Source organism: Sinisalibacter aestuarii (assembly GCF_027923545.1).
GTDB classification, from domain to species: domain Bacteria; phylum Pseudomonadota; class Alphaproteobacteria; order Rhodobacterales; family Rhodobacteraceae; genus Sinisalibacter; species Sinisalibacter aestuarii.
The window spans coordinates 1-24953 of the sequence record NZ_BROH01000019.1; the positions used below are offsets into that span (position 1 = coordinate 1).

At 64.9% G+C, this 24953-nt stretch carries 30 protein-coding genes and 1 pseudogene; 12 read left to right on the forward strand and 19 right to left on the reverse strand.

What is annotated here, in order from left to right; genetic code table 11:
• Both QMG28_RS20220 and QMG28_RS20225 read left to right on the forward strand, forming a co-directional pair.
• Positions 1–393 (forward strand): hydroxymethylglutaryl-CoA lyase-like TIM-barrel protein (locus tag QMG28_RS20220; RefSeq protein ID WP_491850076.1); only part of this gene is annotated, 393 nt, incomplete at its 5' end.
• Positions 394–413: 20 nt separating this feature from the next.
• The gene (locus QMG28_RS20225) at positions 414–2048 is read left to right on the forward strand and encodes a bifunctional 3-(3-hydroxy-phenyl)propionate/3-hydroxycinnamic acid hydroxylase (protein WP_281844035.1); all 1635 of its coding nucleotides are present in this window, start codon (positions 414–416) and stop codon (positions 2046–2048) included.
• A 157-nt stretch (positions 2049–2205) separates the two neighbouring features.
• On the opposite strand, the gene QMG28_RS20230 is transcribed toward QMG28_RS20225, so the two are convergent.
• The 10 genes from QMG28_RS20230 to QMG28_RS20275 all read right to left on the reverse strand — a co-directional run bounded on the left by QMG28_RS20230 (position 2206) and on the right by QMG28_RS20275 (position 9708).
• Positions 2206–2454 (reverse strand): hypothetical protein, encoded by a 249-nt coding sequence (locus QMG28_RS20230; protein ID WP_281844036.1) that lies wholly within the window; start codon positions 2452–2454, stop codon positions 2206–2208.
• 418 nt (positions 2455–2872) lie between these two features.
• Positions 2873–3265 carry a CBS domain-containing protein gene (locus QMG28_RS20235; RefSeq protein WP_281844037.1) on the reverse strand — a complete coding sequence of 131 codons (393 nt, stop codon included), beginning with the start codon at positions 3263–3265 and terminating at the stop codon, positions 2873–2875.
• Positions 3258–3437 carry a hypothetical protein gene (locus QMG28_RS20240; protein WP_281844038.1) on the reverse strand — a complete coding sequence of 60 codons (180 nt, stop codon included), beginning with the start codon at positions 3435–3437 and terminating at the stop codon, positions 3258–3260. The genes QMG28_RS20235 and QMG28_RS20240 overlap by 8 nt, the downstream gene beginning before the upstream one ends.
• A gap of 9 nt (positions 3438–3446) precedes the next feature.
• Positions 3447–4439 (reverse strand): FAD:protein FMN transferase, encoded by a 993-nt coding sequence (locus QMG28_RS20245; RefSeq protein ID WP_281844039.1) that lies wholly within the window; start codon positions 4437–4439, stop codon positions 3447–3449.
• Between the two features lie 3 nt (positions 4440–4442).
• The gene (nqrF, locus tag QMG28_RS20250) at positions 4443–5669 is read right to left on the reverse strand and encodes an NADH:ubiquinone reductase (Na(+)-transporting) subunit F (RefSeq protein WP_281844040.1); all 1227 of its coding nucleotides are present in this window, start codon (positions 5667–5669) and stop codon (positions 4443–4445) included.
• Positions 5666–6277, reverse strand: coding sequence for an NADH:ubiquinone reductase (Na(+)-transporting) subunit E (gene nqrE / locus QMG28_RS20255; protein ID WP_281844041.1), 612 nt, complete (start codon positions 6275–6277; stop codon positions 5666–5668). Before nqrE ends, nqrF begins: the two co-directional genes overlap by 4 nt.
• Positions 6274–6939: an NADH:ubiquinone reductase (Na(+)-transporting) subunit D gene (locus QMG28_RS20260; protein ID WP_281844042.1), complete on the reverse strand. Its 666-nt coding sequence runs from the start codon at positions 6937–6939 to the stop codon at positions 6274–6276. Before QMG28_RS20260 ends, nqrE begins: the two co-directional genes overlap by 4 nt.
• Before the next feature lie 3 nt (positions 6940–6942).
• Positions 6943–7740, reverse strand: a complete 798-nt coding sequence (locus tag QMG28_RS20265; protein ID WP_281844043.1) for an FMN-binding protein — start codon at positions 7738–7740, stop codon at positions 6943–6945.
• A complete protein-coding gene (locus QMG28_RS20270; RefSeq protein ID WP_281844044.1) occupies positions 7733–8509 on the reverse strand; it encodes an RnfABCDGE type electron transport complex subunit D in 777 nt (258 codons plus the stop codon). The genes QMG28_RS20265 and QMG28_RS20270 overlap by 8 nt, the downstream gene beginning before the upstream one ends.
• On the reverse strand, positions 8506–9708 hold the full coding sequence (locus QMG28_RS20275; RefSeq protein WP_434784461.1) for a Na(+)-translocating NADH-quinone reductase subunit A: 1203 nt from the start codon (positions 9706–9708) through the stop codon (positions 8506–8508). The genes QMG28_RS20270 and QMG28_RS20275 overlap by 4 nt, the downstream gene beginning before the upstream one ends.
• 94 nt (positions 9709–9802) lie before the next feature.
• On the opposite strand from QMG28_RS20275, the gene QMG28_RS20280 reads away from it, so the two are divergent.
• The gene (locus QMG28_RS20280; RefSeq protein WP_281844046.1) at positions 9803–11092 is read left to right on the forward strand and encodes a cytochrome c3 family protein; all 1290 of its coding nucleotides are present in this window, start codon (positions 9803–9805) and stop codon (positions 11090–11092) included.
• Between the two features lie 190 nt (positions 11093–11282).
• Here QMG28_RS20280 and QMG28_RS20285 read toward each other — a convergent pair whose 3' ends face one another.
• The 8 genes from QMG28_RS20285 to QMG28_RS20320 are packed head-to-tail and all read right to left on the reverse strand — an operon-like array spanning position 11283 to position 16868.
• On the reverse strand, positions 11283–11861 hold the full coding sequence (locus QMG28_RS20285) for an antibiotic biosynthesis monooxygenase (protein ID WP_281844047.1): 579 nt from the start codon (positions 11859–11861) through the stop codon (positions 11283–11285).
• Positions 11858–12052: a tautomerase family protein gene (locus QMG28_RS20290; RefSeq protein WP_281844048.1), complete on the reverse strand. Its 195-nt coding sequence runs from the start codon at positions 12050–12052 to the stop codon at positions 11858–11860. Before QMG28_RS20290 ends, QMG28_RS20285 begins: the two co-directional genes overlap by 4 nt.
• Positions 12053–12056: 4 nt before the next feature.
• Entirely contained in the window at positions 12057–12824 is a 768-nt protein-coding gene (locus QMG28_RS20295; RefSeq protein ID WP_281844049.1) for a 2-keto-4-pentenoate hydratase, read from the reverse strand.
• Positions 12825–12826: 2 nt separating this feature from the next.
• Positions 12827–13618, reverse strand: a complete 792-nt coding sequence (locus QMG28_RS20300) for a 2-keto-4-pentenoate hydratase (RefSeq protein WP_281844050.1) — start codon at positions 13616–13618, stop codon at positions 12827–12829.
• Positions 13619–13627: 9 nt separating this feature from the next.
• The gene (locus QMG28_RS20305; RefSeq protein WP_281844051.1) at positions 13628–15109 is read right to left on the reverse strand and encodes a 2-hydroxymuconic semialdehyde dehydrogenase; all 1482 of its coding nucleotides are present in this window, start codon (positions 15107–15109) and stop codon (positions 13628–13630) included.
• A 10-nt stretch (positions 15110–15119) separates the two neighbouring features.
• The gene (locus QMG28_RS20310; protein ID WP_281844052.1) at positions 15120–15551 is read right to left on the reverse strand and encodes a GlcG/HbpS family heme-binding protein; all 432 of its coding nucleotides are present in this window, start codon (positions 15549–15551) and stop codon (positions 15120–15122) included.
• An 8-nt stretch (positions 15552–15559) separates the two neighbouring features.
• On the reverse strand, positions 15560–16480 hold the full coding sequence (locus QMG28_RS20315) for a catechol 2,3-dioxygenase (RefSeq protein WP_281844053.1): 921 nt from the start codon (positions 16478–16480) through the stop codon (positions 15560–15562).
• A 25-nt stretch (positions 16481–16505) separates the two neighbouring features.
• A complete protein-coding gene (locus QMG28_RS20320) occupies positions 16506–16868 on the reverse strand; it encodes a 2Fe-2S iron-sulfur cluster-binding protein (protein ID WP_281844054.1) in 363 nt (120 codons plus the stop codon).
• Positions 16869–16995: 127 nt separating this feature from the next.
• Between QMG28_RS20320 and QMG28_RS20325 the strand changes: the two genes are divergently transcribed.
• The 9 genes from QMG28_RS20325 to QMG28_RS20365 all read left to right on the forward strand — a co-directional run bounded on the left by QMG28_RS20325 (position 16996) and on the right by QMG28_RS20365 (position 24756).
• Positions 16996–17775, forward strand: a complete 780-nt coding sequence (locus QMG28_RS20325; RefSeq protein ID WP_281844055.1) for a GntR family transcriptional regulator — start codon at positions 16996–16998, stop codon at positions 17773–17775.
• Complete coding sequence (locus tag QMG28_RS20330; protein WP_281844056.1) at positions 17768–18301, forward strand: redoxin domain-containing protein; 534 nt, start codon at positions 17768–17770, stop codon at positions 18299–18301. Before QMG28_RS20325 ends, QMG28_RS20330 begins: the two co-directional genes overlap by 8 nt.
• Before the next feature lie 208 nt (positions 18302–18509).
• Positions 18510–19787, forward strand: coding sequence for an ABC transporter substrate-binding protein (locus tag QMG28_RS20335; protein ID WP_281844057.1), 1278 nt, complete (start codon positions 18510–18512; stop codon positions 19785–19787).
• 55 nt (positions 19788–19842) lie between these two features.
• Positions 19843–20577, forward strand: a complete 735-nt coding sequence (locus QMG28_RS20340; protein WP_281844058.1) for an ABC transporter ATP-binding protein — start codon at positions 19843–19845, stop codon at positions 20575–20577.
• The gene (locus tag QMG28_RS20345; RefSeq protein WP_281844059.1) at positions 20561–21283 is read left to right on the forward strand and encodes an ABC transporter ATP-binding protein; all 723 of its coding nucleotides are present in this window, start codon (positions 20561–20563) and stop codon (positions 21281–21283) included. The genes QMG28_RS20340 and QMG28_RS20345 overlap by 17 nt, the downstream gene beginning before the upstream one ends.
• A complete protein-coding gene (locus tag QMG28_RS20350; protein ID WP_281844060.1) occupies positions 21283–22143 on the forward strand; it encodes a branched-chain amino acid ABC transporter permease in 861 nt (286 codons plus the stop codon). The genes QMG28_RS20345 and QMG28_RS20350 overlap by 1 nt, the downstream gene beginning before the upstream one ends.
• A 9-nt stretch (positions 22144–22152) precedes the next feature.
• On the forward strand, positions 22153–23187 hold the full coding sequence (locus QMG28_RS20355) for a branched-chain amino acid ABC transporter permease (RefSeq protein ID WP_281844061.1): 1035 nt from the start codon (positions 22153–22155) through the stop codon (positions 23185–23187).
• Between the two features lie 31 nt (positions 23188–23218).
• Complete coding sequence (locus QMG28_RS20360) at positions 23219–24001, forward strand: FAA hydrolase family protein (protein ID WP_281844062.1); 783 nt, start codon at positions 23219–23221, stop codon at positions 23999–24001.
• The gene (locus QMG28_RS20365) at positions 24001–24756 is read left to right on the forward strand and encodes an aldolase/citrate lyase family protein (protein ID WP_281844063.1); all 756 of its coding nucleotides are present in this window, start codon (positions 24001–24003) and stop codon (positions 24754–24756) included. Before QMG28_RS20360 ends, QMG28_RS20365 begins: the two co-directional genes overlap by 1 nt.
• Positions 24757–24830: 74 nt before the next feature.
• Here QMG28_RS20365 and QMG28_RS20370 read toward each other — a convergent pair.
• A pseudogene (locus QMG28_RS20370) lies at positions 24831–24953 on the reverse strand (IS630-like element ISSpo6 family transposase); the annotation flags it as partial.

Below are 24953 nucleotides of genomic sequence, written 5' to 3' on the forward strand. Positions count from 1 at the left end.
CGGGCCGGGGCGGTGCGGGTCGACGGCTCGCTGGCCGGGCTCGGCGCGGGCGCGGGCAATGCGCCGATCGAGGCGCTGATCGCGGTGTTCGACCGGCTCGGGCTGGCGACGGGCTGCGACTTCACCCGGCTCTCCGCCGCCGCCGACGAGCTGGTGCGCCCGCTGATGGACCGCCCCGTGCGGGTCGACCGCGAGAGCCTGATGCTGGGCTATGCCGGGGTCTATTCGAGCTTCCTGCGCCACGCCGAGAAAGCCGCCGCCGATTACGGCATCCCCGCCTCAGACATCCTCGTCGAGCTTGGAAAGCGCAAAATGATCGGCGGTCAGGAAGACATGATCGTCGATGTCGCACTCGATCTGGTAAAACGCGGCCAGCCTGCAAGCGCGCAGTGACCGAAGCAACAGGAGGCCACATGGCTCACGCGAACACCGCTTCCCTGCCCGACACCGTCGATGTCGCTATCGTCGGCGCCGGTCCGGTGGGGCTGACCATCGCGAACTACCTCGGCATGATGGGGGTTCGCGTTCTGGTGCTTGAGATGCGCGAAACGTTGATCGACTATCCGCGCGGCGTCGGGATGGACGATGAATGCCTGCGCAGCTTTCAGGCGATCGGGTTGGGCGATGAGATCGCCGCGCATACGACGCCGAACCAGAAGATGCGCTTCCTGACGATGAACGGCAAAACCTTCGCGCTGATCGACCCCAGGACCGACGAGTTCGGCTGGCCCCGGCGCAGTTCCTTCATCCAGCCGATGGTCGACCAGATCCTTCTCGACGGGCTCGACAGGTTCGATGGCGTCACGCCGGTATTCGGCGCCGAGCTGACGGGGTTCGACAACGGCGCCGACAAGGTGACCCTGACGGTGAAGGTGAATGGCGAGACAAAGACGGTGACGGCGGGCTGGCTGGTCGGGGCCGATGGCGGCCGCAGCATCATCCGCAAATCGCTCGATATCGCCTTCGGTGGGGTGACGGATTCGACCCGCTGGGTCGTTGTCGATCTGCATGACGATCCGGTCGGCCTGCCGGATTCCTACCTCTATTGCGTGCCCTCGCGCCCCTTCGTCTCGATCGCGCTGCCGCACGGGATGCGGCGGCTGGAATTCATGGTGTTCGGCGACGAAACCGAGGAGGAACTTTGCTCGCCCGAAGGCGTGCACGCCCTGCTTGCGCGCGCGCTGCCGCACCCGGAACGGGCCAATGTGCTGCGCAGCCGCGTTTATACCCACAATGCCCGCCTCGCCGCGACCTTCCGCAAGGGCCGCGCGCTGATTGCCGGCGATGCGGCGCATCTGATGCCGGTCTGGCAGGGGCAGGGCTATAACAGCGGCATCCGCGACGCGACCAACCTGGCGTGGAAGCTGGGCATGGTGGTGCGCGGCGACGCCGGCGCGGCCATTCTCGACAGCTACGAAAGCGAGCGGCGCGACCATGCCCGTGCGATGATTGACCTCTCGGTCACCGCGGGCAAGATTTTCGCCCCCACGAACTGGCTCGTCGCCTGGCTGCGGGACCGGGTCGCGCTCGCGCTCAACGCGATCCCGCCGGTCAAACGCTATTTCGTGCAAATGCGGTTCAAGCCGATGCCCCGGTTCACCAGCGGGCTGATCGTCACCGGCGATGATGGCAAGCCGAGCGGGCGTGCAACGGGCCGTCTGTTCGTGCAGCCGAGAGTGTCGATCCAGGGCGGCGAGGTTTTGCGGCTGGACGATGCGGTTGGCGCAGGGTTTGCCGTGTTGTCGTGGGGGAGCGATCCGCAATTGCACCTGTCCGAAGCCATGCGGCGCTTCTGGAGCGATATCGGCGGTAGGTTCTTCGTGGCCGTTCCCGAAAACCAGCGCGGCAACTTTCGCGGAACGGTGTTGCCGGGAACCGCGCTGATCGGCGATGTCGACGGGCGGCTTCACAACTGGTTCTCCGATCAGGTCGAAGACGGATCGGTCGTGGTTCTGCGCCCGGACCGTGTGGTCGCCGCGATCGTCCCGCCACAACAGGCCGACGAGGCGAGCCGGGCCTTGCAGAGCAAGCTGGCGGCTGGCGCGTGACTGCGAAAAGACTGCATTGCGATAGGGCTTGCAGGAGGAACCTGCTTTGCAAAGGGGCCGTCGGAAGACCGCAGTTTGAGACGGGCAGGGGGCCGAAGTAGCAATCTCTGAAGGTCAGAGTCCCGGCATCGCTGCTTCTTCAGGGCCAGTCCGGAGATCATCCGCATTGCGGTGATGCCCGACCTCCGGTGCCCGCATGCGCTGCGGCATGCCGAGGAGCTATGCCACGAAACCGTCTGGCTCTGGTGGCGCCGGACTGGCCGGACACGTCATAGAACGATCCGATATTGCTGCCATCGGTGCGGGTATAGAAATCGCCCGACCCATCGGTGAATTCGCCGGTTGGCAGCAGGTAACGCACTCCGTTGCCGTCGGTTTCAAAATCTTCGCTGTAGATAATCGTCATGGCGCGCGAGCTCCCCGTGTTCGGCTGTTGGCACAGTTGAATGGATGTCCATTCGCACGGGATTGAAAAAGAATTGCGACAATCGCAGTGCCGCGCGCCTGGACGGGTAATGCGGGGCCACGCGAAGTGCCGGAATCATTGGCGCGCGCCCAGTATCATGAAAACAGAATACTGTTCTGTGTCCAGATTCTTCTGTCCAAATGGTCAAGAACGCAGGGGGCAGGTGAGGGGGAGGGCAGGCATGCGCCATCGCGTGACATCCTAGAGGACCACCGCCCGCGACGAGAGGTGTGGATCTGCGCGGTCCGCGCACGGCCATCCCGCCCGGGTGGGAACTGGTTCAGATAAGCCTGACACGTTCACTTACCTTATGAGACACGGACTTTTCCGTGCCGGGGCACCCCTGGCGAAAAACGGACTATCCGAAATCGAGGAAGGCTTTCAGGAGATCGTCCCGGTTCAGCATTCCCACGAGCATGCCGTGGCGGGTGACGGGATAGGCCCGGAACGGTTTTTCGATAAATGACTGGGCCGCGGTGACGATGTCGGTTTCGATGTCGAGCGTCTCGACCGATTTGGTGTAGTATCCCTCCACCGTGCCGCTCCATTGGCGGTAATAGCTCGCGTTCAATGCGGAGCGGAAGCAGTCTTTCTGCGACATGATCCCGACCAAGGCGCCCTTGTCGTCGACCACCGGGGCGGCGGCCCAGCCACTGCTGACGAACAGCGCCACCGCCTCGCGGATCGGTGTGTCGAGGCGCAGCGTCGGAAACTCCGTGCGCATGACGGTGTCGACATGGTTCTCAGGCATCATGGTCCTCCACGCCGCCAGACCCGAGGCGCGGGCAGCCATCGCACCGCCCGCCTCCGGCGCAGGCAAGCCCGCCGCACGAGTTCTGCGGTGGACGTCCGGTCAAAATCAGGCCCGCACTGAGCCCCAGCGCAGCGAGCAATACGACGACAACGGCGATCAGAAATTCCATCTTTCCCTCCTATGCCAGATGCGCGGTAAAGCCACTGGTTGTCACGCGGGAGAACCCGGCGCCATCACGCAACAGGAACATCGCCGACAGCCCGTTCTGGCGTGCCAGTTCCGGCCCGGCTTCGCTTCCAGCCGCCATCAATGCGGTGGCCCAGCCGTCGGCATGCATCGCGTCCTGGCCCAGAACGGAGACCGAAGCGATGCGGCCAGTGACGGGCTCGCGGGTGGTCGGGTCGATGATATGGCTGTAGCGGCGTGCGCCGAGGGTGTAGCCGTTGTTGCGGTCGCCGGAGGTTGCGATGGCGAGATTGGTGAGCGCCAGCACCTCCGCCACCCCGTCCATTTCGGGCCGGGGGTCTTCGACGCCGACCCGCCATGCGCGCCCCTCCGGGTGCAGCCCCTTGGCGAAAACCTCGCCGCCAAGGTCGATGAAGAAGTCATGGTGGCCAGCCGCCATAAGCAGCCGTGCAAGCTCGTCGAGCGCATATCCCTTGGCGATGCCGCAGAGATCGAGAGTCAGGCCGGCGTGGTCCTTGACGATGGCGTCGGGTTCGAGAGTGAACCCCGGCAGATCCGGGCTCATGTTGCCCGAAATTGGGCCGAAGCCCCAGCGCGCGACCAGCGGGCCGACCGTGGGGTCGTAGCGGCCACCGCTCATCGCGGCGAGATCGAGCGCGGCACGGGCGACGTGCAGCAATTCAGCGGGCAAGGCGCAGCGGCCGGATGCTGCCGTATTGAGCCGGGTGAGGTCGCTGTCTGCCCGGTAGGGCGACATCTGCCGGTCGATCCCGTCAAACAGGGCCTGCACTTCGGCACCGAGACCAATCGGCATGGTGCCGGCGGGCAGGCTGATCTGCCATTCGGTGGTAAAAGCGGTGCCGGTGAGGATGTCGACCGGGCCAGCCGCCCGGGCGAGCGCCGGGGCGGCGAGGCTGGTGATGGTGGCCGCGCCGGCCATCCTCAGAAGGTCGCGGCGGTTGATGGGATGTCGGGTTGCTTGCATCTGTCAGGCTCCGAAATCGTCGCTGAAAATAGTGTGGCGCTCGACGCCGAGCTGGTCGAGCATCCGCAGCACGGCGGAGATCATCACCGGCGGGCCGCACAGGTAGTATTCGCAATCCTCCGGCGCGGGGTGTTTCTTCATCTGGTCGCGGACAATCTCGTGGATGAAACCGGTCGCGCCGGTCCAGCGGTCGCCCGGTGCCGGGTCCGACAGGGCCGGGGTCCAGTGGAAATTCTTGTGTTCGGCGGCGATGGCCTCGAACTCTTCGGTGTAGAACAGATCGGCGACTGTCCGCGCGCCATAATAGTAAGACATCTTGCGCGACGACCCCTTGCCGATCTGCTCGTGGATCATCGCGCGCAGCGGGGCCATGCCGACCCCGCCGCCGATGAACACCATGTCGCGATCGGTGTCCTGAACATGAAAGTCGCCAAAGGGTCCGGATGCGCCCACGGGATCGCCGGGTTTGAGGGAGAAGAGATATGACGAGACCAGACCGGGCGGAACATCGGTCTCACGCCCGGCGGGCGGAACGGCGAGGCGGATGTTGAACACGGCGCGGCCCTCGGCGGCATCGCCTGGCCGGCAGGCAACCGAATAGGCCCGCGTCACCGGGCGCGCGGATGCGGCTTTCAACGTGTCCCAGCCCGCGATCCGCCAGGCCTCGGCAAAGCTGTCCGGCACGTCGATGCCGGCGAAGTCGATATTGTACGCCGGCGCCGTAAGCTGCATGAAGTCGCCGGCGCGGTATCTGAAATCGTGCCCCTCGGGCAATTCGAGCACGAGTTCACGGATAAGCGGCGCCAACATCCGGTTCGACAGGACCGTGCAGGTGAGATTTTCGGCATCCAGCGCGCCCCCCGGAACCGATACCTCAACCGGCCCGCGCAGGGTGGTCTGACAGGCAAGGCGAACATTGGCGCGCCGTTCCGCAGCCGACAGCATGCCCATTTCAGTCGCAATCGGGTCGCCGGCGCCGGGGCCCGCAACGGTGACCCGGCAAAGCCCGCAGGTGCCGCTGCCGCCACAGCCCGCCGGAACGCCGATGCCGGCACCGTGCAGGACGCCAAGCAGTTTGTCACCGCGCTTGGCCTCGATCGTCACGGCGTCGTTGACCTTCACCACAAGCGTGCCTTCGGGAACCAGCTGGCGTCGGGCAATCAGCAGCCCGACCGTCAATGCCAGAACGATCAGGACGATGATCACGCTGCCGACGACAATTTCTGTCATTGTGCCACCATCTGCGCGAATGCGGAAAAGCCCAGAGACATAAGCCCGGTAAGCAGGAAGGTTATGCCAAGGCCGCGCAGGCCGCTCGGCAGATCGGCGTAGGCGAGCCGAACCCGGATCGCCGACAGCGTGATCACCGCGATTGCGAAGCCGGCGCCGCTGCCGAGACCAAAGGCAATCGACTGGGTGAAGGTCAGATTTCGTTCGACCATGAACAAGCTGCCGGCGAGGATCGCGCAATGCACGGTAAGCAGTGGGAGAAACACGCCAAAAGCGGCGTAGATCCGGGGGAAGAACCGATCAATCACCATCTCGGTGAGCTGCACCGTCGCAGCGATGACGCCGATGAAGGACAGAAGAGAAAGATAGGACAGATCAAGGTCGGGGAAGCCGGCCCAGGCCAGCGCGCCGGGTGCAAGGACACTTGTATAGATCAACTGGTTGAGCGGCACGGTGAAGCCCATCGCCGCGATAACGGCGATGCCAAGGCCGACGGCGGTGCCGGGCCGGCGCGACAGGGCGAGAAAGGTGCACAGGCCGAGGAACAGGGTCAGCGGCATGTTGTCCACGAACATTGCGCTCAGGAAGAGGCCGAAGAAGTCGCTCATCGCGATGGCTCCTCCACCTCGGGCGGTGTGTGCTCGATGGGCTCAGCCTGTTCCGGCAGCGCCGAGCGCACCGCCCAAACCAGTCCGCCGAGCATGAAAAAGGCGCTGGGCGCCAACAACATGAGATTGAATGGAGTGAACCATCCGCCCTGGTCCACGGTCGGCAAGACCTCAAACCCAAAAAGCTTGCCCCGGCCCAACACCTCACGCAGAGCGCCAATGACCACGAGGATGAGAGAATAACCCAGCCCGTTGCCCAGCGCATCGACCATGGAGGCCAATGGCGGGTTGTTTCGGGCAAATGACTCGGTACGGCCGAGCACGAGGCAGTTGGTCGTGATAAGGCTTACGAACACCGACAGGCGGCGGCTGATATCGAAGAAGTAAGCTTGCAGGATCTGGTCGATCACGATCACCAGCGACGCGACGATCGTGATCTGAACGATCAGTCGGATGGTGCCGGGGATCATTTTGCGGATCATGCTGATGATCCCCGCCGACAAAACCAGCACCACCGTGAGCGAAGCCGCCATGGTCAGCGCGGTGTCGAGCGCTGTCGTGACCGCGAGCGCGGAACAGATGCCGAGAATTTGCAGCGTGATCGGGTTTTGCCGGATCAGCGGCTCGGTCAGGGTAGTCCACAGGCGGGGGCTTGCAGCCATTGCTCAGAACTCCCTCCGGCGAATGGCGTCGCGCAACGGGCCGAAGCCGTCCGCGCCCATCCAGAAGCGCACGATCCGCTGTATGGCGTTCGACGTGCGGGTGGCGCCGGTGATCCCGTCCACCTCGAATTCGCTTGTGCTGTGGCCGCGCGCAACGGAGAACCGCATGGCGCCGCTGTCGTCGTCGAGCCGCTTGCCCGAAAAGCTGGCCTGCCAGGCCGGCTCCTCGATACGCCCGCCGAGGCCCGGCGTTTCGGTCTGATTGGTTACGGTGAGGCCGGCGATGGTGTTCATGTCGCCACGCAGCGCAATCATGGCTTCGATCATGCCGCCGTGACCGACCCCGTAGATCGGCAACACCGCGAGCGAAATGTCGTCACCGTCGCGCAAGAAGAACACCTGCACCAGATCGGGCCGGTTGCCGATGGAGGCGAGATCCTGCTCGGGGGTGAGTTGTGTCCAGTTTTCGGCGCTTTCGAGCGCCGCGGGCAGATCTTCCGGGGCAACGTCGCTGGCCGCGACTTTCTTCAGGTTCACGACCACGGTCGTCAATGCGCCGCCGCCGGCTTCGTCGAGCACCTCGCTCATGCCGGGGATCGCCGAGAGCAGCGCCTCAAGCCGCATCTGCTGTTCGGCGGCGCGGTTGGCCTGCTGAATCGGCCGCAGGATCACGGTCGCGCCGGTGACCAGGACCGCGCAGATCACCGATACGAGGAAGGCCACCACGAGTGTCTTGCCGCGGCTGTCGATCGGGAGCGACAGAAATCTTTTCCACAGGGTAATCGGACCAGGTTTAGCCAAGCCGACGCCTCCTTCTTGCCAGCCAGAGTGCAATTGCGATTTCATCGAGGATCGGCGCGACGAGCGAGGCGAGCAGGGCCGCCGAGACGACGATCTGCACCGCCGCCGCCTCGCTCCAATACGCCAGGAACATTGCCGCAAGTCCTCCGAACAAAATTCCGTTGAGCCAGCGGCCAAGCGCGGTCGATGCGCTCGCCACCGGGTCGCAGACCAGCAGAACCAGGCCCACGAGAAGGGCGGGATACGTTTCGGACATATCCAGACCCATCATCCAGGCGATGCCGAGGACAAGCACCGCGCCGGCCACGATCCGCAACGACATGACGCCGGCCAGAATGCCGATCAGCGCGACGGGGATCGCCGCCCAGCCGACCGGCACGATGATGTCGGGCCAGGGTGCGGAGGGGAAGCCGAAGCCGAGAAATGCCAGCGTGACCGTTGCCGGGTTCAGCACGTTGCGCCCCCATCCGCCGAACACGAGCTCGGCGATCACCACGCCGAAACTGGTGCCGATAAGAAGCGGAACCAGTCCGAGCTCCTGTTGCGCCAGGATCGCCAGGGCCAGCGCCGTAACGACCCCGGCCCAGGACGGCGGTTGCGCGCGGACGAGCATGAAGATCACGTGCCAGAATCCGGCGACCGCGAGGAAGAAGATCAGACGCCCGACAGCGTCAAGCCCGCCATGGTGGATCCAGACGATCGCCAGCGGGAACACCGCGACAAGCCACATCAGAGCCACCGTCTCTCGATCCCACAGCCCTTTGATCATACCGCTTCCTCCGCCGCGATCCGGTCAAGCATCGAGCTGAGCATCGCCGTGATGCCGGGTTCGGCCCGGGTTACGTAATCGACGAGGGCCACATCCTCTTCCAGCAGAGACAATCCGCCAAGCCTGGTGAACAGCTCGGCGTTGCCCGAAGCCATCGCGCGCAGGAACGGCACCGCCGGAAGTGCGCCGCCGAATGCCTGTTCGAGGGCGGCCGTTGGGATCAGCGGCTTCGGGCGCGATGCGCGCGACAGCGCCGCCTGGAACCAATGCGGCCGAGCCGGCCGATGCGGGATTTCGAGCACCGTGGTCTGCCGGTCGCGGCCCAGCAGCCAATGCGCCTCGCGGCCATCCAGCGCGGACCCCGACAGCACCACGTGCGGCCCCGGCTTGACCAATCCATGCGACAGGTGTCTGAGATCGGCCCCGGGCTGACAATGCACTTCACGCGCTTCGCGAAGCGCCGGGCCGCCGACGGAAACCAGCCGCGTTTCAGGCACCAGCCCGGTTGCAAGCAGCGCCCCGATCCCGGCCACGTCTTCGAGATGCACATCCCATACGGGCCGGTCGATCGTTGCTGGACGGTGGCGGTGAATCTGTTGCCCGGGAAGCCCCAATGGATGCGACGCGCGGATGGAGACCAGGTGGAGCCGGTCCGAGGTCACCGCTGCCGTGCTGAGCGGCGCAGACCGGTCCTGACACAGATATACGGGGCCGTCGGTGAGACGCAGCAGCGCGTGCAGCCCACGCGCGACATCGTCATCCCGGTTGGCCACGGCCCGGTGCGGCGCCGGTGCCAACGGCCTGGTGTCGAGCCCCATCACGAAGATCGCCGCCGGCATCTGGGTCGGGACCGGGACCTGGCCGAACGGGCGTGAGCGCAGCAAGCGCCACATGCCGGACGCCAGCAGCAAATCGCGCAGGGCGCCGGGATCGTCACTCCGGTTGGCGAGTTTGGTGTCGTAGGTATGTCGCCCCGCTCCCGGCTCGTGGAAGAACAGGATGGATGACAGCCTGTGCCCCGGGCCGAGCCGTATCGCCGCGACCCGGCAGGGCATCGGCGCGACGATCTTGATCGCGAGGTGCCGGCGCATTTCGAGAACCGGCGCGCCCTGCTCGACGAGATTGCCCTCTTCGACGAGAGGCTCCACCCGGAGATCGTCCTGGGCACGTGCGGTAATCGCCGCTTCCTCGGTGATCATGGGCCTATCCGGCGTCGCCGACGGATGCGGCGAAGCCACTCTCACATCGAGTCCGCTGATCGTCGGTCTGAACGTCATAAATGCATGATTCCGAATGTGTTTTTCCGGTTTCGTCACCGCCCCCATCTTGCCGAAATGGCTCAGAATTGCTACCGTTGCGGTTAAATATTTTTTAATCTTGGAGGCGGGCATGGCCGCAGAAGTTTTGACACGAAAACTCAGGCTGCTCGCCGCCATTTCGGTAAGCGTTTTTGCGATGGTGGGCGCTGCGGTTATGGCTCAGGAAACCGGGTCCGGCCCGGAAATCGAGGCCGGAACCGATACCGGGCAGCCGGTCTTCATCATGCCCCGCAGCGGTCCGTTCGCGCCACAATCCATCGCGATCCCCAACGCCCGTGTGATCGCGCGCTGGGCCGAGTCGGGCCATTCCGATGCGACCGCCGAAGCGTTTCGGCACTGGGACGCAGATGGCGCGATCGAGCCGGTGTGCTCGGTGTGCCATTCGAGCGTCGGTTTCCGTTCTTTCTATGGTCTCGATGGCAGCGCGCCGGGCGTGCCGGAAAGCCCGGTCCCGATTGGCGGTGTGGTCGACTGTGAGACCTGCCACAACCCGAACATCGGCACGATCGCCGAAGTCAGCTTGCCATCCGGGGTGATGCACCCGGTCGCCGGAGTCGAGGCTGCCTGCGTTACCTGCCACTCGGGTCGCGCCTCAGGGGCAGATGTGTCGAAGGCAACCACGGATCTGCCCGAGGATGAGGTGAGCGGCGATCTGCGTTTCATCAACCCGCACTATTTCCTCGGCGCGTCGATCAGTCTCGGCGGCTACGGCCAGGTGGGCTACCAGTATCCTGGCAAGACCTATTCGGGGCGGTTCCTCCATGCCAAGCCGGTAGCGACCTGCCTGTCGTGCCACGATCCGCATAATCTGAAGATCGACGAAACGACTTGCCTGACATGTCATACCAACGGCAATCCGGAAGAAATCCGCATCTCGCGCTTCAGCTTTGACGGCAGTGGCGACGCCACCAAGGGCATCCACGACGATATCGTGGCGAACGCGGATCTGCTGATGAAGACGATCAAGGAATACGCGGCGAATGTCTTGGGCACGCCGCTGGCCTACGATGGCACGCGCTATCCTTATTTCTTTGCCGATGCCAATGGCGACGGGGTGATCGACGAGGCCGAAGGGCGGCCGGTGGCCTACAACGCCTGGACGCCGCGGCTGTTGAAAGCGACCTTCAACTGGAAGGCCGTTGCAGCCGATCCGGGCGCCTTCGCCCACAATCCGCCCTACGTGCTGGAACTCCTTTACGATTCGATCGAAGATCTGTCCGGCCCGCTCGGGGTAGACATGGCATCCAGGGGGCTCTTGCGCTGATACGGACTCTGAAAGCGCAGGGACGCCTGCCGGCGAGCGCGGGGCTGTGCGGCGCATGACGTGCCGGCACGCACCATACGGCCCTTCGGCGGCACAATGGCGGTGTCGCCAGCGATGCAAAGACCGGGTTGAACGAGGCTGCCAGTAGAGGTCGGGCCGGATCGCGCTCCGGCCGGTGCCGGGCGCCCGGTTACCGGCTTGAAAACAGCCAGGGCTTCAGGAGTGCGGTCACGCGGGGCATGACGAGATAGGTCATGAGCAGGACCTGGATGATGACGATCACCAGGGATCGCAGCCAAGCGGGAAACCCGGCCATGGCGGGGCCGAGGTAGACCTGCAGCGGGAAGACCAGGCCGAACACCACCATGATCAGGACAAGCGCCATCTTGTAGCGGGGCGCATGGGCGGCGGCGGGCACGTCCGGCAGATCGAACCAGACCTCAAGCCCGGTGACGCGCTTGCGCTCGTCTTCGTCCCCGGTGATGCCTTCGAGCTTTTCGATCCAATGCGCACGTTGATCCGACGCCTCCCAGGCCGCCGCATGGGCATCGCTGTCGAAGCGGTAGATCAGCACGTAGCGGCCGCCGGTCTGGGCCGAGGGCCTGAGCACGTTGATCCCCTGGTGGCCGGGAAACTCCGATGCGGCAGCGGCGATGCCATGTACCCAGGCCTCGTAATCGTCCTCCCGCCCGGGGTTCACCCGCCGTGAGACCGAGACGGTGACGGGACCGCCTTCGGCGGCAGGGGTGGTGTGGGCCGGTTCGCTCATCGTTTCCTCGGTGCCGACAGGGTTTCGCCGCCGATGCCCCAGTGTGCGAGCGGGATCTCGCGGATGCAGACCCGCACCGCATCGCGCGGCACGTCAACGGTCTCGACCGCCGCGTCGGTCAGGCGGCGGATCAGCGCGGCCTTCTGTTCCGGGCTGCGGCCTTCGACAATCGTGACCTCGATCAGCGGCAATTGTTCAGTCCCCGATATTGACGGCGACGGCGCCAAGGCCCTCCACCTGCAACGCGATTGCCTGTCCGGGCATGAGTGGCACCGCTGCCGTGGCGGCGCCCGCGAGCACGATGTCGCCCGGCCGCAGCTCTTCGCCAGCGGTGGCGACCATGCGGGCGGCCGCCACCAGAGCGCGCAGCGGATGGCCCATGATCGCGGCGGACGATCCGGTCTCGGCAACGTGGCCGTTGACCGTGAGCACCATGCCGAGATTGGCGATATCGTGGCTCACCGGCGCCGGGGGTCCGATCACGAAGCCTGCCGACGAGGCGTTGTCGGCGATCACGTCGCCGAGGTCGAAGCGAAAATCGTGGTAGCGGCTGTCGATGACTTCGAGCGCCGGCGCCACCGCCTCGACCGCCGCCAGCGCTTCCATGGCCGAAACCTCGCCCGACAGCGGCGCTTTCATCAGGAACGCGATTTCGGGCTCGATGCGCGGATGCACGAAAGCGGCGCGCGAGAGGTGCCCGCCTTCCTCGATCCGCATCGCGCTGGTCAGCCGGCCCCAGACCACGTCGTCGACCCCGACCTGGGCCATCTTGGCGCGTGATGTGAGGCCCATCTTGACGCCCACGCGCCGCTCGCCACGCGCGTAGCGGCGTTCGAGCGACAGGGCCTGCACCCGGTAGGCGTCGTCAGATGTGAGCGGGGTTGTTTCCGAGATCTGGGCCACGGCATTGGCCGTGCGGGCGGCCTCGTCGAGGATTTCGGCAATCGCGGGCAAATCGGCCATCTTCATGCCTCCCCGAATGCGGCGCGAACGGAGCCGAGCCCGTTGATGCGGGCCTCAAAAACATCGCCGGGCGCGGCATCGACCATCGGCCCCAGTGCCCCCGACAGCACCACGTCGCCTGGCCCCAGCGGGTTGCCGGCGGCGGCCATCTTGCGCGCAAGCCAGAGCGTTGCGTTGAGCGGCGATCCCATGCAGGCGGCGCCCGCGCCGGTGCTGACCGGCTCGTTGTTGCGCAGCATCACCATGCCACAAAGCCGCATGTCGAAGTCGGCGGGGCGGCGCGGCGACTGGCCCAGCACGTAGAGCCCCGACGAGGCATTGTCGGCGATGGTGTCGGCCAGGGAAATATCCCAGCCCGCGATCCGAGATCCCACCACCTCGATTGCCGGCAGGACAAAGCCGATCGAGGCGATCAGGTCGATCATCTTGATGTGGGCGCCGGTGAGCGGTGCCGCCATGACGAAGGCCACTTCGGCCTCGACCTTGGGCTGCTGGCAGCGCGACCAGGCGATTTCCTCGCCGTCCATCACTTCCATGTCGTCATAGAGCATCCCGAAATCGGGCTGGCCGACGCCCAGCTGCGCCTGCACGCTTTTCGACGTAAGGCCGATCTTGCGGCCCGAGAGCACACGCTCCTCGTTGCCGAGCAGGCGGCGGGTGTTGATCTCCTGCACCGCGTAGGCGGCCTCGACATCGTCTGATCCGATCAGATCGCGCACCGGCGCGCAGGGCGTGCCGGTCTGGGCGGCCGTCCATAGCCGGTCGGCGGCTTCCATTATCTTGGCCTGGTCCATGCTCCGCCCCTACAGCTTGATGCAGACGTTGGAGAGTTCGGTATAGAACTCAAGCCCGTGTACCCCGCCTTCACGGCCGATGCCGGACTGGTTCGAGCCGCCGAAGGCGGTGCGCAGATCGCGCAGGAACCATGAATTGACCCAGACGATGCCCACGTCGAGCCGGCGCGCGACGCGGTGGGCGCGGGTCAGGTCTTCGGTCCACAGCGCGGCGGCGAGGCCATATTCGGTATCGTTGGCCATGGCGATGGCTTCGTCTTCGGTGTCGAAGGGGGTGATATGGCAGACCGGGCCGAAAATCTCTTCCTTCACGCAGCGCGCGTCTTCGGGCAGCCCGGTCAGGATTGTCGGCTGCACCCAGGCGCCGCCGGCCAGATCATCGGGCATGTCGGGCACGCCGCCGCCGGTGACCACGGTGGCGCCTTCTTCCACCGCCAGCTTGTAGTAGGAGAGCACCTTTTGCTGATGTTCCTTCGAGATCAGCGGCCCCATCGCGGTTTCGGGATCGTCCGAGGCGCCCAGTTTCATGAACTCGGCCCCTTCCTTGAGACGGGCGACGAACTGGTCGAAAATCGGGCGCTCGACATAGATCCGCTCAGTGCCGAGGCAGACCTGCCCGCAATTGGCGAAGACAGAGCGCATCGTGCCTTCGATAGCCTTTTCCATGTCGCAATCGGCAAAGACGATACCGGGGTTCTTGCCGCCGCATTCCATCGACACCTGCCTGAGCCCCTTGGCCGCCGATTGCATGATGATCTCGCCGGTGCGGGTTTCGCCGGTGAAGGTGATCGCGTCGACCCCGGGATGTGCGGTCAGGAAGGCGCCGGCGCTGTCGGGGCCGAATCCATGCACCACGTTGAACACGCCCGGCGGCACGCCGACATCGTTCATCACTTCGCCGAGAAGTGTGGTGGTCAGCGGCGTTTCTTCCGAGGGTTTGACGACGACGGTGTTGCCCGAGGCGAGCGCGGGGCCGACCTTCCACGTCATCAGGAGCAGCGGCAGGTTCCACGGCGAAATCACGGCAATCACGCCCTTGGGCTTGCGCACGCCGTAGTTGAGGGCGCCGAACCCGTCGGGGGTGTCGAGCATGAAGCTCTCGGTGGGCACGTTCTTTACGAGGTCTGCGAAGGTCTTGAAATTGGCCGCGCCGCGCGGAATGTCGACATGCGAGGCCAGCCCCTTCGGCTTGCCGGTGTCGAGGATTTCGGCTTCGAGAAAGTCGTCGAACCGCGCGTTGATGCCGTCGGCGACGGCATAGAGCAGTTCCGACCGCTGGGTGAGGCTCATATAGCCCCAGGGGCCGTGCAGGGCCGCGCGCGCGGCCTCGACCGCGGCGTCGATCTCGGGCTTCAGCCCTTCATGCACCACCCCGATCTTCTGGCCCGTCGCAGGTGAGATATTGTCGAAGGTTCTGCCCGAGGTGCCCTTGGTGTAGGCGCCGTTGATGAAGTGCAGCGCGTCGCGCGCTGCGGTGAAGCCGTCTTTCATTATCCTGTCCTCAGCTCGCGGTGAGCCCCATGGCCTTCAGTCCGGCCATTGCGCAAAGTTCGTCCTGTTCGGCAGAGGCGCCCGAGACACCGATGCCGCCGATCAGCTCGCCGTCTACCACGATGGGTAAGCCACCCTGGAAGAGGGCGATGCCGGGTTGGGCGGCGATGCCCGAAAGCACCGCCGCCTCACCCTTCAGCGCGTCGTAGAGGGCCCCGGTGGGCGCCCCGAACCCGGCCGCCGTCGCAGCCTTGTCGCGGGCGATCGGGCCCGATTGCAGAAACGCCCCGTCGCCGCGCAGAAAGGCGATCTGGTGGCCGCCCGCGTCGACGACGCAGGCATTCACGGCCGCACCGAAGGCCCGGGCCTGTTCACAGGCCGCCGCGACGCCGGCATGGGCGGCCTCGGCGGTGATCCGGCGGGTGGGGCGGGACGTTTCCATGTCTTTCCTCAGGTCACGACCGACAGGAAGGCATCGTTGAGCTGGCGCTCGTAGTAGAAGATGCCCCGGCCAACCGAATTGTGATCCCAGACCCGCGTCGGGTGATCCTTGTAGGCGGTGTAGCCGCCGGAGAACACCTCGTTGCGGTTGCCCGACGGATCGAAGAAATAGATCGTCTGGCCGCGGGTGATGCCGTGCCGGGTCGGGCCCAGGTCGCGGCTGATGTCGTAATGGGTCATGATGTCGGCGGCATGTCCGATATCGTTCCAGTCCTGCAGGAAGAACGCCAGGTGATGCAGTTTGCCGGGCTCATCGTGCTTCACGAAGGCAATGTCGTGGGCCTTGTTGGAGACCGTCATCCAGATCGCGAAAGCGCCGTCGGGCATGTCGACCCGCTCGGGGACGTGGAAGTCGAGCACCTCGGTGAAGAATTTCTCGACCTCTTCGATGTTCGGGCCATAGAGCAGGCAGTGATCCATGCGCTGGGCGCGCATGCCGCGCGGCATGGTCTTCCAGATCATCGGGCTGTTGGTTTCGGGCGCGTCTTCCGACAGGTCCATGTCGGCATAGAGCTCGATCCGGTGCCCGGACGCCACGGTGAAGCCGATGCGTGCCCCGGTGCCGGGCATCTCGCCGGCGGGCACATCGTCAACCGTGTATCCGAAGTCTTCGATCCGCTTGCGGAACCCGTCCACGGCCTCTTGCCCGTCGGCCTTGAAGGCAAAGAAGTCGAGGCCGGCCTGGTCCGCCTCGCGCAGCACCACCGAGTGACGGTGGAATTCGTCATAGGCGCGCAGATAGACGCGGCCGTCATCTTCCTTGCTTACGAATTCGAGGCCAAGATACTCGACATAATGCTTGACCGCTTCGTCCATATCCAACACGCGAAGCTGCGCGATGCCGGGACGCAAAAGTCCTTCCTGTGACATGGGTTTTTCTCCTCCCTAGTCTGTTTCAGTCTGCGAATTTCTGAGCCTGACGCATTTCCATCCGCTCTCTCGGGCTCAGGAATGCAGGCTCGATTTCCATGTCGCTCAGCGGCATGATCCGGCAGGCCAGGGCGTAGCCTTCCGCCTCTTCCTGCTCGGTCACATGCGCGCGGCTCATCTTGATGGTCGTGTAGTCGCCCGAGAGCACCTTCACCCGGCAGGCCCCGCAGCCTCCCTTGCGGCAACCGACATTGACGGGCAGGGGGCGGGGGAACGCCACCGCCTGTTCGAGCGCAATCAGCGCCTTCTCGGTTTCCGCGCAGGATGCGACCACGTCGCTGCCCCGAACCCTGATTCTGAACACGCGCGGCTCGTTGCCGTCTGCCATGGTCTCCCCCCTGGATTGGCGACTTTCCCCGATCATGTTTGATAGCATTGTCGTTTGTCAAATCAAAAAACGAGATTTTATCGAATGAAGGATTAAAAACGAGATTTTGTTATTTTGACGTTGTTTTATGGCTGAGCTATCAATTAACATCGGCTGTGGGAGGAGACGGGACCGAATGACTTTTCTGAAAAATATCAACGAGATCGCGCCCGAATCGGCGGGGAAGACGGCGATTGAATCGGTCTACGAGGCGCTTCGCCAGGCTATTCTTGCTGGCGAGATCGAGCCCGAATCCCGCCTTCGCGTGGAGCAGTTGCGCAAGAAATTCGGGGTAGGGGCCTCGACCGTGCGCGAAGCGCTGTCGCGCCTGCTCGTCGAAAACCTGGTAACCACCGAGGGCCAGCGCGGCTTTCGTGTGGCGCCGGTCTCGGTCGATGACTTCAAGAACATCGTCGAGATGCGCGCCATGTTCGAGGCAAAGGCCGTGCGGGAATCGATTGCCAAGGGCGACGACGACTGGGAGTCGGCGCTGGTTGCCGCGCATCACAACCTCGCCAAGATCGAGAACGGGATGGTGGGCCGCGAGAAGCAGTCCGTGGCCGAATGGGAAAAGCGCAACCAGGCCTTCCATGACACGATGGTTCGTGGATGTTCGAACGACTGGCTGCTGAATTTCCGCGATATCCTCTACAAACACTCGGTGCGCTATATCCAGATTTCGCTCACCGACAGGACGATCTCGCGCAATGTGCGCGCCGAGCATCAGGCCATTTTCGATGCCGTTATTGCCCGTGATGCCGACCTTGCCGAGCAATTGACCATCGAGCATATCTACCGGTCCGTCCCGGTCATCGAGGCGCGGATCAGCGAGCACACCGCGCGCGCCCAGGGGGGTGCGAATGGTTGAGGCGCTTACCCCCGGACGGCCGGCGCCGGCGCTCGCCTTCGAGACGGTGGCGCATGGGGCATACGATCTGGCAAGTAGCGCGCCGGCAGGGGGGACACTCGTGGTCTTTCACCGCGGGTCGCATTGCAAATGGACCCGGAGGATGCTCAAGGAGCTCGATGACCGGATCGGCGATTTCGCCCTGCGCGGTGTTCGTCTCGTTGCTCTGTCTGGCGAGGACCGGGCAGCGACCGAAGCGCTGAAGAGCGAGATGCAGCTCATCCGTCTGCCCTTGGGGTACGGCGCCGATGTGGCCGAGGTCGCCGCAGCCTGGGGGCTGTATCTGACCGAGGCGAGCCCCGAGCCCGGCGCGCTGCCGCTGCATTGGGAGCCGGCCCAGGTCTGGGTGCGCGAGGACGGCACCCTCGGCGTGGTGGCGGTGCAAAGCGCTGCCTGCCTCTGGGCCGACGCCACCAACGTGATCCGTGCGATCGAACGCGCGCGCGAGGCGGCCCCGCCGCCGCAAAGCGAAAAGGAGGCCGATTGATCCGACGTGACAAGACAACCGGCTGATCCGCCGCAGGCGTAAGCCGCACCTATCAACATCAGCGAATCCGAACCGTGACGCGAGCCGGGCCACCGGCTCCGGGCAGTGAAGGTTTGCCCAGACAATGACCCGCCGGAACACCCTTCCGTGCGGACCAGGGAGAGCCGTGCCTGGCGCGGCGACACAAGACATCGGAGGAGGAACAACCATGTCGAATATAATACTGTCCCGCAGGAAATTTCTGCGTGCCACCGGCGCCGCCGGGCTGGTCACGGCTGCAGGTGGCCTCGCCACCCCGGCCATCGCCGCATCGCGCGCCATCAAAATCGGCTTCGTGACGCCGCAGACCGGGCCGCTGGCGATTTTCGCCGAGCCCGACAAGTTCACCCTTGAGCAGTTTGCCAAGCAGATCGGCAACGGGCTGATGATCAACGGCACAGCGCATCCGGTCGAGTTCATCGTCAAGGACAGCCAGTCGAGCTCGAACCGCGCTTCGTCCGTGGCGCAGGAGTTGATCTTCGAAGACGAGGTTGACCTGATCCTCGCCACCTCCACGCCCGACACCACCAACCCGGTGGCCGATCAGGCCGAGCTGAACGGCGTGCCCTGCCTCACCAACGATACCCCGTGGCAGCCGCATTTCTTCGGCCGCCAGGGCGATCCGGCGAGCGGCTTCGAATATACCAACCACTTCTTCTGGGGCCTGGAAGACGTTATCTCGGTATTCATCAACCAGTGGGACAAGGTCGACACCAACAAGGTGGTTGGCGCGCTCTGGCCGAACGATCCCGATGGCAACGGCTGGAGCGACCCCGAACTGGGCTTCCCGCCGGTGATGGAAGCGAAAGGCTACCAACTGGTCGATACCGGCCGCTATCAGAACATGTCGGACGATTTCAGCGCCCAGATCTCGGCCTTCAAAGAGGCCGGCGTGGAGATCGTCACCGGCGTGATGATCCCGCCGGATTTTACCACCTTCCTGACTCAGGCCGCGCAGCAGGGCTTCCATCCGAAGGTGGTGAACGTGGCCAAGGCCAGCGAGTTCCCGCAGGCGATGGGCGCGCTGGGCCCGCTCGCCGACGGGCTGTCGGTCGAGGTCTGGTGGTCGCCGCATCACCCCTTCGCATCCGGCTTCACCGGCCAAAGCTCTGCCGAACTGGCCGCCGCCTACGAAGCCGCGACCGGCAATCCCTGGACCATGCCGCTCGGCTTCAAGCATTCGCTGTTTGAAGTGGCGATGGACGTGCTGACGCGCACCGAAGACATCGACAGCCCCGAGGCGATCGCGGCCGCCGCCGCCGCGACCGACTACGCTTCGGTTGTCGGTACGGTGAACTTCTCGACCGGCCCGGTGCCCAACGTCTCGAAAACGCCGCTTGTCGGCGGCCAGTGGCACCTCGACGGCGACCGTCCGGTGCTGGAGATCGTCGAGAACAGCGACCACCCGGATATTCCGGTCACCGCCGATATGCGGCCCATCGGCTGAGCCGAAAGCAACGCCGGGGCCGATACATGGCCCCGGCCACACCGGAGGGCAAGGGATGAGCGCATTGCTGGAACTGGAGGGCGTCGACAAGAGCTTCGGCGCGCTGAAAGTATCGGACGACATAACCTTCAGTCTGCCCAAGGGGCAGGCGCTGGGGATCATCGGGCCGAACGGCGCCGGGAAATCGACCCTGTTCAATCTGATCGGCGGCACGCTGCCGGTTTCGTCGGGCGCGATCCGGTTCGACGGGGCCGACATTACCCGGATGCCCGCCTCCAGCCGATGCCGGATGGGGATTTCGCGCAGCTTCCAGATCCCGCATCCTTTCGTTGGCATGTCGGTCTATGAAAACCTGCTGGTGGCCTCGGCCTTCGGCAATGCCGATCACCACGATGCCGAAGCCGCCTGCCGCGACATCCTCGACGTTACCGGGCTTCTTGCCAGGGCCAATCGCCCGGCCGGCAGCCTGACTTTGCTGGAACGCAAGCGTCTGGAACTGGCCCGGGCGCTGGCCTCGAACCCGCGGCTTCTGCTGCTCGACGAGATCGCCGGCGGGCTGACCGAGGGCGAATGCCATGACCTTGTGGGCACCATCCAGGGCATCCGCGACCAGGGGGTTTCGATCATCTGGATCGAACACATCGTACATGCGCTGACGGCTGTGGTCGAACGGCTGATCGTCATCGACTTCGGCAAGATCGTCGCCGAGGGCGCGCCGGATGCGGTCATGTCCGACCCGTTTGTTCAGGAAATCTACATGGGGATCTCGGTCGATGACGACGCTGCTTGAAACCCGCGCGCTCGAAGCTTTCTATGGCGATTTTCAGGCGCTGTTCGGGGTCGATGTCACGGTCGGCGAAGGCGAGACCGTGGCGTTGATCGGCGCGAACGGGGCGGGCAAATCCACCTTTCTGCGCGCGATCACCGGCCTGTTGCCCGCGAAGGGCCAAAAGGTGAGCTTCGACGGCCAGGAGATCGCCGGCCTGCCGGCTGACAGGATTCACAAGGCGGGCCTTGCCATGGTGCCGGAAGGACGGCGCCTGTTTCCTTCTCTCACGGTCGAGGAGAACCTGCTGATCGGCGCGTCGGGTGGGCGCAAGGGGCCGTGGTCGCTTGCGAAAGTCTACGACCTGTTCCCCGACCTCGTCGCCAAGAAGAACAACCCCGGCACGGCATTGTCGGGCGGCCAGCAACAGATGGTGGCTATCGGCCGGGCGCTGATGTCGAACCCGCGCCTGCTGCTGTGCGACGAGATCAGCCTTGGCCTCGCGCCCAAGGTTATCAAGGACATCTACGAGGCGGTGCCGCGTATCCGCGAGGGCGGCACCTCGATCCTCGTGGTCGAACAGGATGTCGGCCAGGCGATGGCGGTTGCGAGCCGGGTCTATTGCTTCATGGAAGGCCGGGTCACGCTCTCAGGCCCGCCCGGCGAGCTGACCCGCGCCGAGATCGCCGCGGCCTATTTCGGAACCAAGACAGACGAGGAGGCCGCCTGATGGTCTGGGTCAATGCAATCGTGCAGGGTGTGCTGCTGGGCGGGCTCTATGCGCTCTTTGCGGCGGGGCTGAGCCTGATGTTCGGCGTCATGCGTTTCGTCAACCTCGCGCATGGCGATTTCATCGTCACCGCCGCTTATCTGATGCTCGCGCTGGTCACGGGCTTCGGCATCCACCCGGCCTTCGCGGTGTTGTTCGTGCTGATGGCACTTGCCTCTGCGGGCTATCTCAACCAGCGCATCCTGCTCAACCGGGTGCTGGGCGCCGACCTGCTGCCGCCGGTGCTGGTGACCTTCGGTCTGTCGATCATCATCCAGAACGCGCTGCTCGAAGTCTTCTCAGCCGACAGCCGCCGCCTCAACGCGGGCTGGCTCGACACGGCGAGCTTCCGTCTCAGCGAGGACATTTCCATCGGCGCGCTGCCGCTCCTGATGTTTGTCGCCGCTGTTGGCGTGATCGCCGCGATGCAGTTCATCTTCTACCGCACGGCGCTGGGCCGGATGCTGCGCGCCACCTCGGATGACCCGGAGATTGTGCCGCTGATGGGGGGTAACAATGCGCATATCTTCGCCATTGCCACGCTGATCGCTTCGGTGGTGGTGGGGATCGCCGGGATTTTCCTCGCGATGAAGACCAATTTCGATCCCGCCGCAGGCCCCGCCCGCCTGCTTTTCGCCTTCGAGGCGGTGATCATCGGCGGCCTGGGCAGCCTCTGGGGCACCCTGCTCGGTGGCGTGATCCTCGGCGTGGCCCAGACCATCGGCGCGCAGATCGACGCGGGGTACCAGATTCTCGCCGGTCACCTCGTCTTCCTTGCCATCCTCGTCGCGCGCCCGCGCGGCCTGCTGCCCAAGATGTGAGATACGACGATGACCGTAACGACACCGACCATGCCCGCCCAAAGGACCAACCGGATCGCCCTCGCGCTCCGCCTGTTGCTCGGCCTCGTCACCGTGGCGCTCGCCCTCGCGCCCGTCTGGGCGGGGCGGGCCGATCTGCGCCTGCTCATGGAGGTGCTGAGCTTTCTCGCGCTGGCACAGATGTGGAACCTGCTGGCGGGCTATTCGGGGCTGATCTCGATCGGGCAACAGGCCTTCGTCGGCCTCGGGGGATATCTGTTCTTTGCGCTGGCGATGTTCGCAGGTGTGCCGCTTCTTGCTGCGCTGCCGCTGGCCGCGCTGCTGACGGCGCTTGTCGCGCTGCCGACCGGCTGGATCGCCTTTCGCCTGCAGGGGGCATATTTTGCCATCGGCACCTGGGTCATCGCCGAGGTCTTCCGCCTCAGCGCTGCACAGATCGGCGCGCTCGGCGGCGGGTCCGGGATCTCGCTGCCGGTGGATCTGGCGCGCTCTCTGGCGGAAAGCCGGGGCGCGCGGGAAGTCGTGATGTATTACATCGCCTTCGCGCTCGGGCTCGTGTCGGTCTTGCTCGTCTGGATGCTGCTGCGATCCCGCTGGGGCCTGGCGCTCACGGCGATCCGCGACAGTGAGCCTGCGGCGGAGGCCGTCGGGGTGGCGACCCGCAAGGTGAAGTTCCTGATCTACGTCCTGACAGCGGGCGTGACCGGCCTGGTCGGCGGCTTCATCTTCCTTCAAAAGCTGCGCATCACACCCGAGGCCGCCTTCTCGATCAACGACTGGACCGCCTTCGTGATCTTCATCGTCGTGATCGGCGGGATCGGCACGATCGAGGGCCCGATCATCGGGGTCATCGTATTTTTCGCGCTGCGCGAGGTCGCGGCCGATTGGGGCACGTGGTACCTGATCGGGATGGGCGCCATTGCCATCGCCGTGATGCTGATCGACAAGCGTGGTATCTGGGGCGCGGTGAAGGCGCGCTACGGGCTCTCCATCCTGCCGGTGGGCCGTGTTCTTGACGCGGCGCCGCCGGCGAAACCCGACTGATTTCAGACTACAAAGACCAAGGACAGGTGACATGTTGACAGACGCACAACGCCGCGAAGCCGTCGCATCGCTTCTCGAAAGCCATCGCACCAAGGTGCAGGGCGAACGCCCCTCGGCGATGTTTCCCGAGATCGAGATCGAAGACAGTTACGCGATTTCGGCGATGGTGGCCGACGAAATGCAAAAGCGCGGGCACAGGATCATCGGCCACAAGGTCGGCCTGACATCGAAGGCCATGCGCGCCTCGTCGAAGATCGACGAACCCGACTATGGCTACATGTTCGACAACATGCTGCTGGAAGACGGGGCTGTCGTGAAGCACTCGGATTTCTGCGTACCGCGGGTGGAGCCGGAACTGACCTTCGTGCTCAAGGCGCCGCTCAAGGGGCCTGGGGTGACCCTGGTGGATGTTCTCAACGCGACCGATTACGTGATCCCGTCGATAGAGATCATCGACGCCCGGGTGACCGAGCCGCGCAAGATCTTCGATACCGTGGCCGACAATGGCGCCGGTGCGGGCATCGTGCTGGGCGGCCGTCCGGTGCGCCCGGATGCGGTGGACCTGCGCCGGATCGGGGCGGCGTTCTACCGCAATTCCGAGATCGAAGAGACGGGCCTTGCCGTCGGGGTGCTGGGCCATCCCGGCAAGGCCATCGCCTGGTTGGCCAACAAGATCAGCGCCTATGGCCAGAGCATGGAACCGGGGCACCTGGTGCTGTCGGGGTCGTTCACGCGCCCGGTCTGGGCGGAAAAGGGCGACACGCTGCTGGCCGATTTCGGCGAGCTCGGCTCGGTTGCGGTGAAGTTCGAATAATGGCCGCGCTCAAACACAATGCTTTCAAGGCGGGGTTGCGCGAGGGCCGTTTGCAACGCGGCCTTTGGTGTACGATCAACGACACTCTGGTGGCCGAGATGTGCGCGGGCCTGGGCTTCGACTGGATGCTGTTCGACACCGAGCATTCGGCGCTCGATCCGCTCAGCGTTCTGCCGCTGCTGCAGGCCGTGGCCGCCTACCCGGTTTCGCCGATCGTGCGCCCCGGTTCGCTGAATGCGGCCGAGATCAAGAAGCTCCTCGACATCGGTGCGCAGAACATCCTCGTGCCGATGGTCCAGAACGCTGACGAGGCAGCGGCGGCGGTGGCGGCGGTCGAATACCCGCCAGCCGGCATTCGCGGCGTGTCGGGCCTGACCCGGGCAACCGCTTTCGCCGAAATCGCGGGCTACCACAAGGCGGCGCGCGCGGAGATCGCGGTGCTGGTGCAGGTCGAGACGCTTGAGGCGGTCGGGCAGATCGAAGCCATCGCCGCGGTGCCGGGCGTCGACGGCATATTCGTCGGCCCCGCCGATCTCGCCGCTGCGCTGGGGCATGTCGGCGAGCCGAGCCACCCGGAGGTGGTCGAGGTCTCGCTCGACGCGGTGAAACGGATCGTAGCAGCGGGGAAACCGGCGGGCTTTCTGTCGGCCGACGAGGGCTTCGCCGACCGGATCACCGAGGCCGGCGCCACCTTCGTTTCGCGCGATATCGACATGGCGGCGATGAAACGCGGGCTGAAGGACCGGCTGCGCTGAAGCACCCTGGGTGCAGCATCGCCCGGGATCTTCGTCCGGGCGATGCTGCCACGCGGACCTAAAGCGTTTCGACATTAACCTGAGACATATCCGGCAGCCTTGAAATAGTTCCAGCACTCTGCTGGGTTGTAGAGGTCGCAGATTGATCCGATGGCCTCGAAGACTTCGGTGAAGGTTCTTGTACCGATCCGTCGCAA

Coding starts and splice junctions, on each gene's coding strand:
- QMG28_RS20305 (WP_281844051.1), bottom strand. CDS start 15,109: ATGAAAGACGGCTTCACCGCAGCGCGCGACGCGCTGCACTTCATCAAC.
- QMG28_RS20270 (WP_281844044.1), bottom strand. CDS start 8,509: ATGATCAAAGGGCTGTGGGATCGAGAGACGGTGGCTCTGATGTGGCTT.
- QMG28_RS20360 (WP_281844062.1), top strand. CDS start 23,219: ATGTTGACAGACGCACAACGCCGCGAAGCCGTCGCATCGCTTCTCGAA.
- QMG28_RS20275 (WP_434784461.1), bottom strand. CDS start 9,708: ATGATCACCGAGGAAGCGGCGATTACCGCACGTGCCCAGGACGATCTC.
- QMG28_RS20230 (WP_281844036.1), bottom strand. CDS start 2,454: ATGACGATTATCTACAGCGAAGATTTTGAAACCGACGGCAACGGAGTG.
- nqrF (WP_281844040.1), bottom strand. CDS start 5,669: ATGACAGAAATTGTCGTCGGCAGCGTGATCATCGTCCTGATCGTTCTG.
- QMG28_RS20295 (WP_281844049.1), bottom strand. CDS start 12,824: ATGGCCGATTTGCCCGCGATTGCCGAAATCCTCGACGAGGCCGCCCGC.
- nqrE (WP_281844041.1), bottom strand. CDS start 6,277: ATGAGCGACTTCTTCGGCCTCTTCCTGAGCGCAATGTTCGTGGACAAC.
- QMG28_RS20355 (WP_281844061.1), top strand. CDS start 22,153: ATGACCGTAACGACACCGACCATGCCCGCCCAAAGGACCAACCGGATC.
- QMG28_RS20320 (WP_281844054.1), bottom strand. CDS start 16,868: ATGGCAGACGGCAACGAGCCGCGCGTGTTCAGAATCAGGGTTCGGGGC.
- QMG28_RS20315 (WP_281844053.1), bottom strand. CDS start 16,480: ATGTCACAGGAAGGACTTTTGCGTCCCGGCATCGCGCAGCTTCGCGTG.
- QMG28_RS20300 (WP_281844050.1), bottom strand. CDS start 13,618: ATGGACCAGGCCAAGATAATGGAAGCCGCCGACCGGCTATGGACGGCC.
- QMG28_RS20310 (WP_281844052.1), bottom strand. CDS start 15,551: ATGGAAACGTCCCGCCCCACCCGCCGGATCACCGCCGAGGCCGCCCAT.
- QMG28_RS20330 (WP_281844056.1), top strand. CDS start 17,768: ATGGTTGAGGCGCTTACCCCCGGACGGCCGGCGCCGGCGCTCGCCTTC.
- QMG28_RS20285 (WP_281844047.1), bottom strand. CDS start 11,861: ATGAGCGAACCGGCCCACACCACCCCTGCCGCCGAAGGCGGTCCCGTC.
- QMG28_RS20350 (WP_281844060.1), top strand. CDS start 21,283: ATGGTCTGGGTCAATGCAATCGTGCAGGGTGTGCTGCTGGGCGGGCTC.
- QMG28_RS20225 (WP_281844035.1), top strand. CDS start 414: ATGGCTCACGCGAACACCGCTTCCCTGCCCGACACCGTCGATGTCGCT.
- QMG28_RS20240 (WP_281844038.1), bottom strand. CDS start 3,437: ATGGAATTTCTGATCGCCGTTGTCGTCGTATTGCTCGCTGCGCTGGGG.
- QMG28_RS20335 (WP_281844057.1), top strand. CDS start 18,510: ATGTCGAATATAATACTGTCCCGCAGGAAATTTCTGCGTGCCACCGGC.
- QMG28_RS20345 (WP_281844059.1), top strand. CDS start 20,561: ATGACGACGCTGCTTGAAACCCGCGCGCTCGAAGCTTTCTATGGCGAT.
- QMG28_RS20340 (WP_281844058.1), top strand. CDS start 19,843: ATGAGCGCATTGCTGGAACTGGAGGGCGTCGACAAGAGCTTCGGCGCG.
- QMG28_RS20280 (WP_281844046.1), top strand. CDS start 9,803: ATGTGTTTTTCCGGTTTCGTCACCGCCCCCATCTTGCCGAAATGGCTC.
- QMG28_RS20325 (WP_281844055.1), top strand. CDS start 16,996: ATGGCTGAGCTATCAATTAACATCGGCTGTGGGAGGAGACGGGACCGA.
- QMG28_RS20365 (WP_281844063.1), top strand. CDS start 24,001: ATGGCCGCGCTCAAACACAATGCTTTCAAGGCGGGGTTGCGCGAGGGC.
- QMG28_RS20245 (WP_281844039.1), bottom strand. CDS start 4,439: ATGCAAGCAACCCGACATCCCATCAACCGCCGCGACCTTCTGAGGATG.
- QMG28_RS20235 (WP_281844037.1), bottom strand. CDS start 3,265: ATGCCTGAGAACCATGTCGACACCGTCATGCGCACGGAGTTTCCGACG.
- QMG28_RS20260 (WP_281844042.1), bottom strand. CDS start 6,939: ATGGCTGCAAGCCCCCGCCTGTGGACTACCCTGACCGAGCCGCTGATC.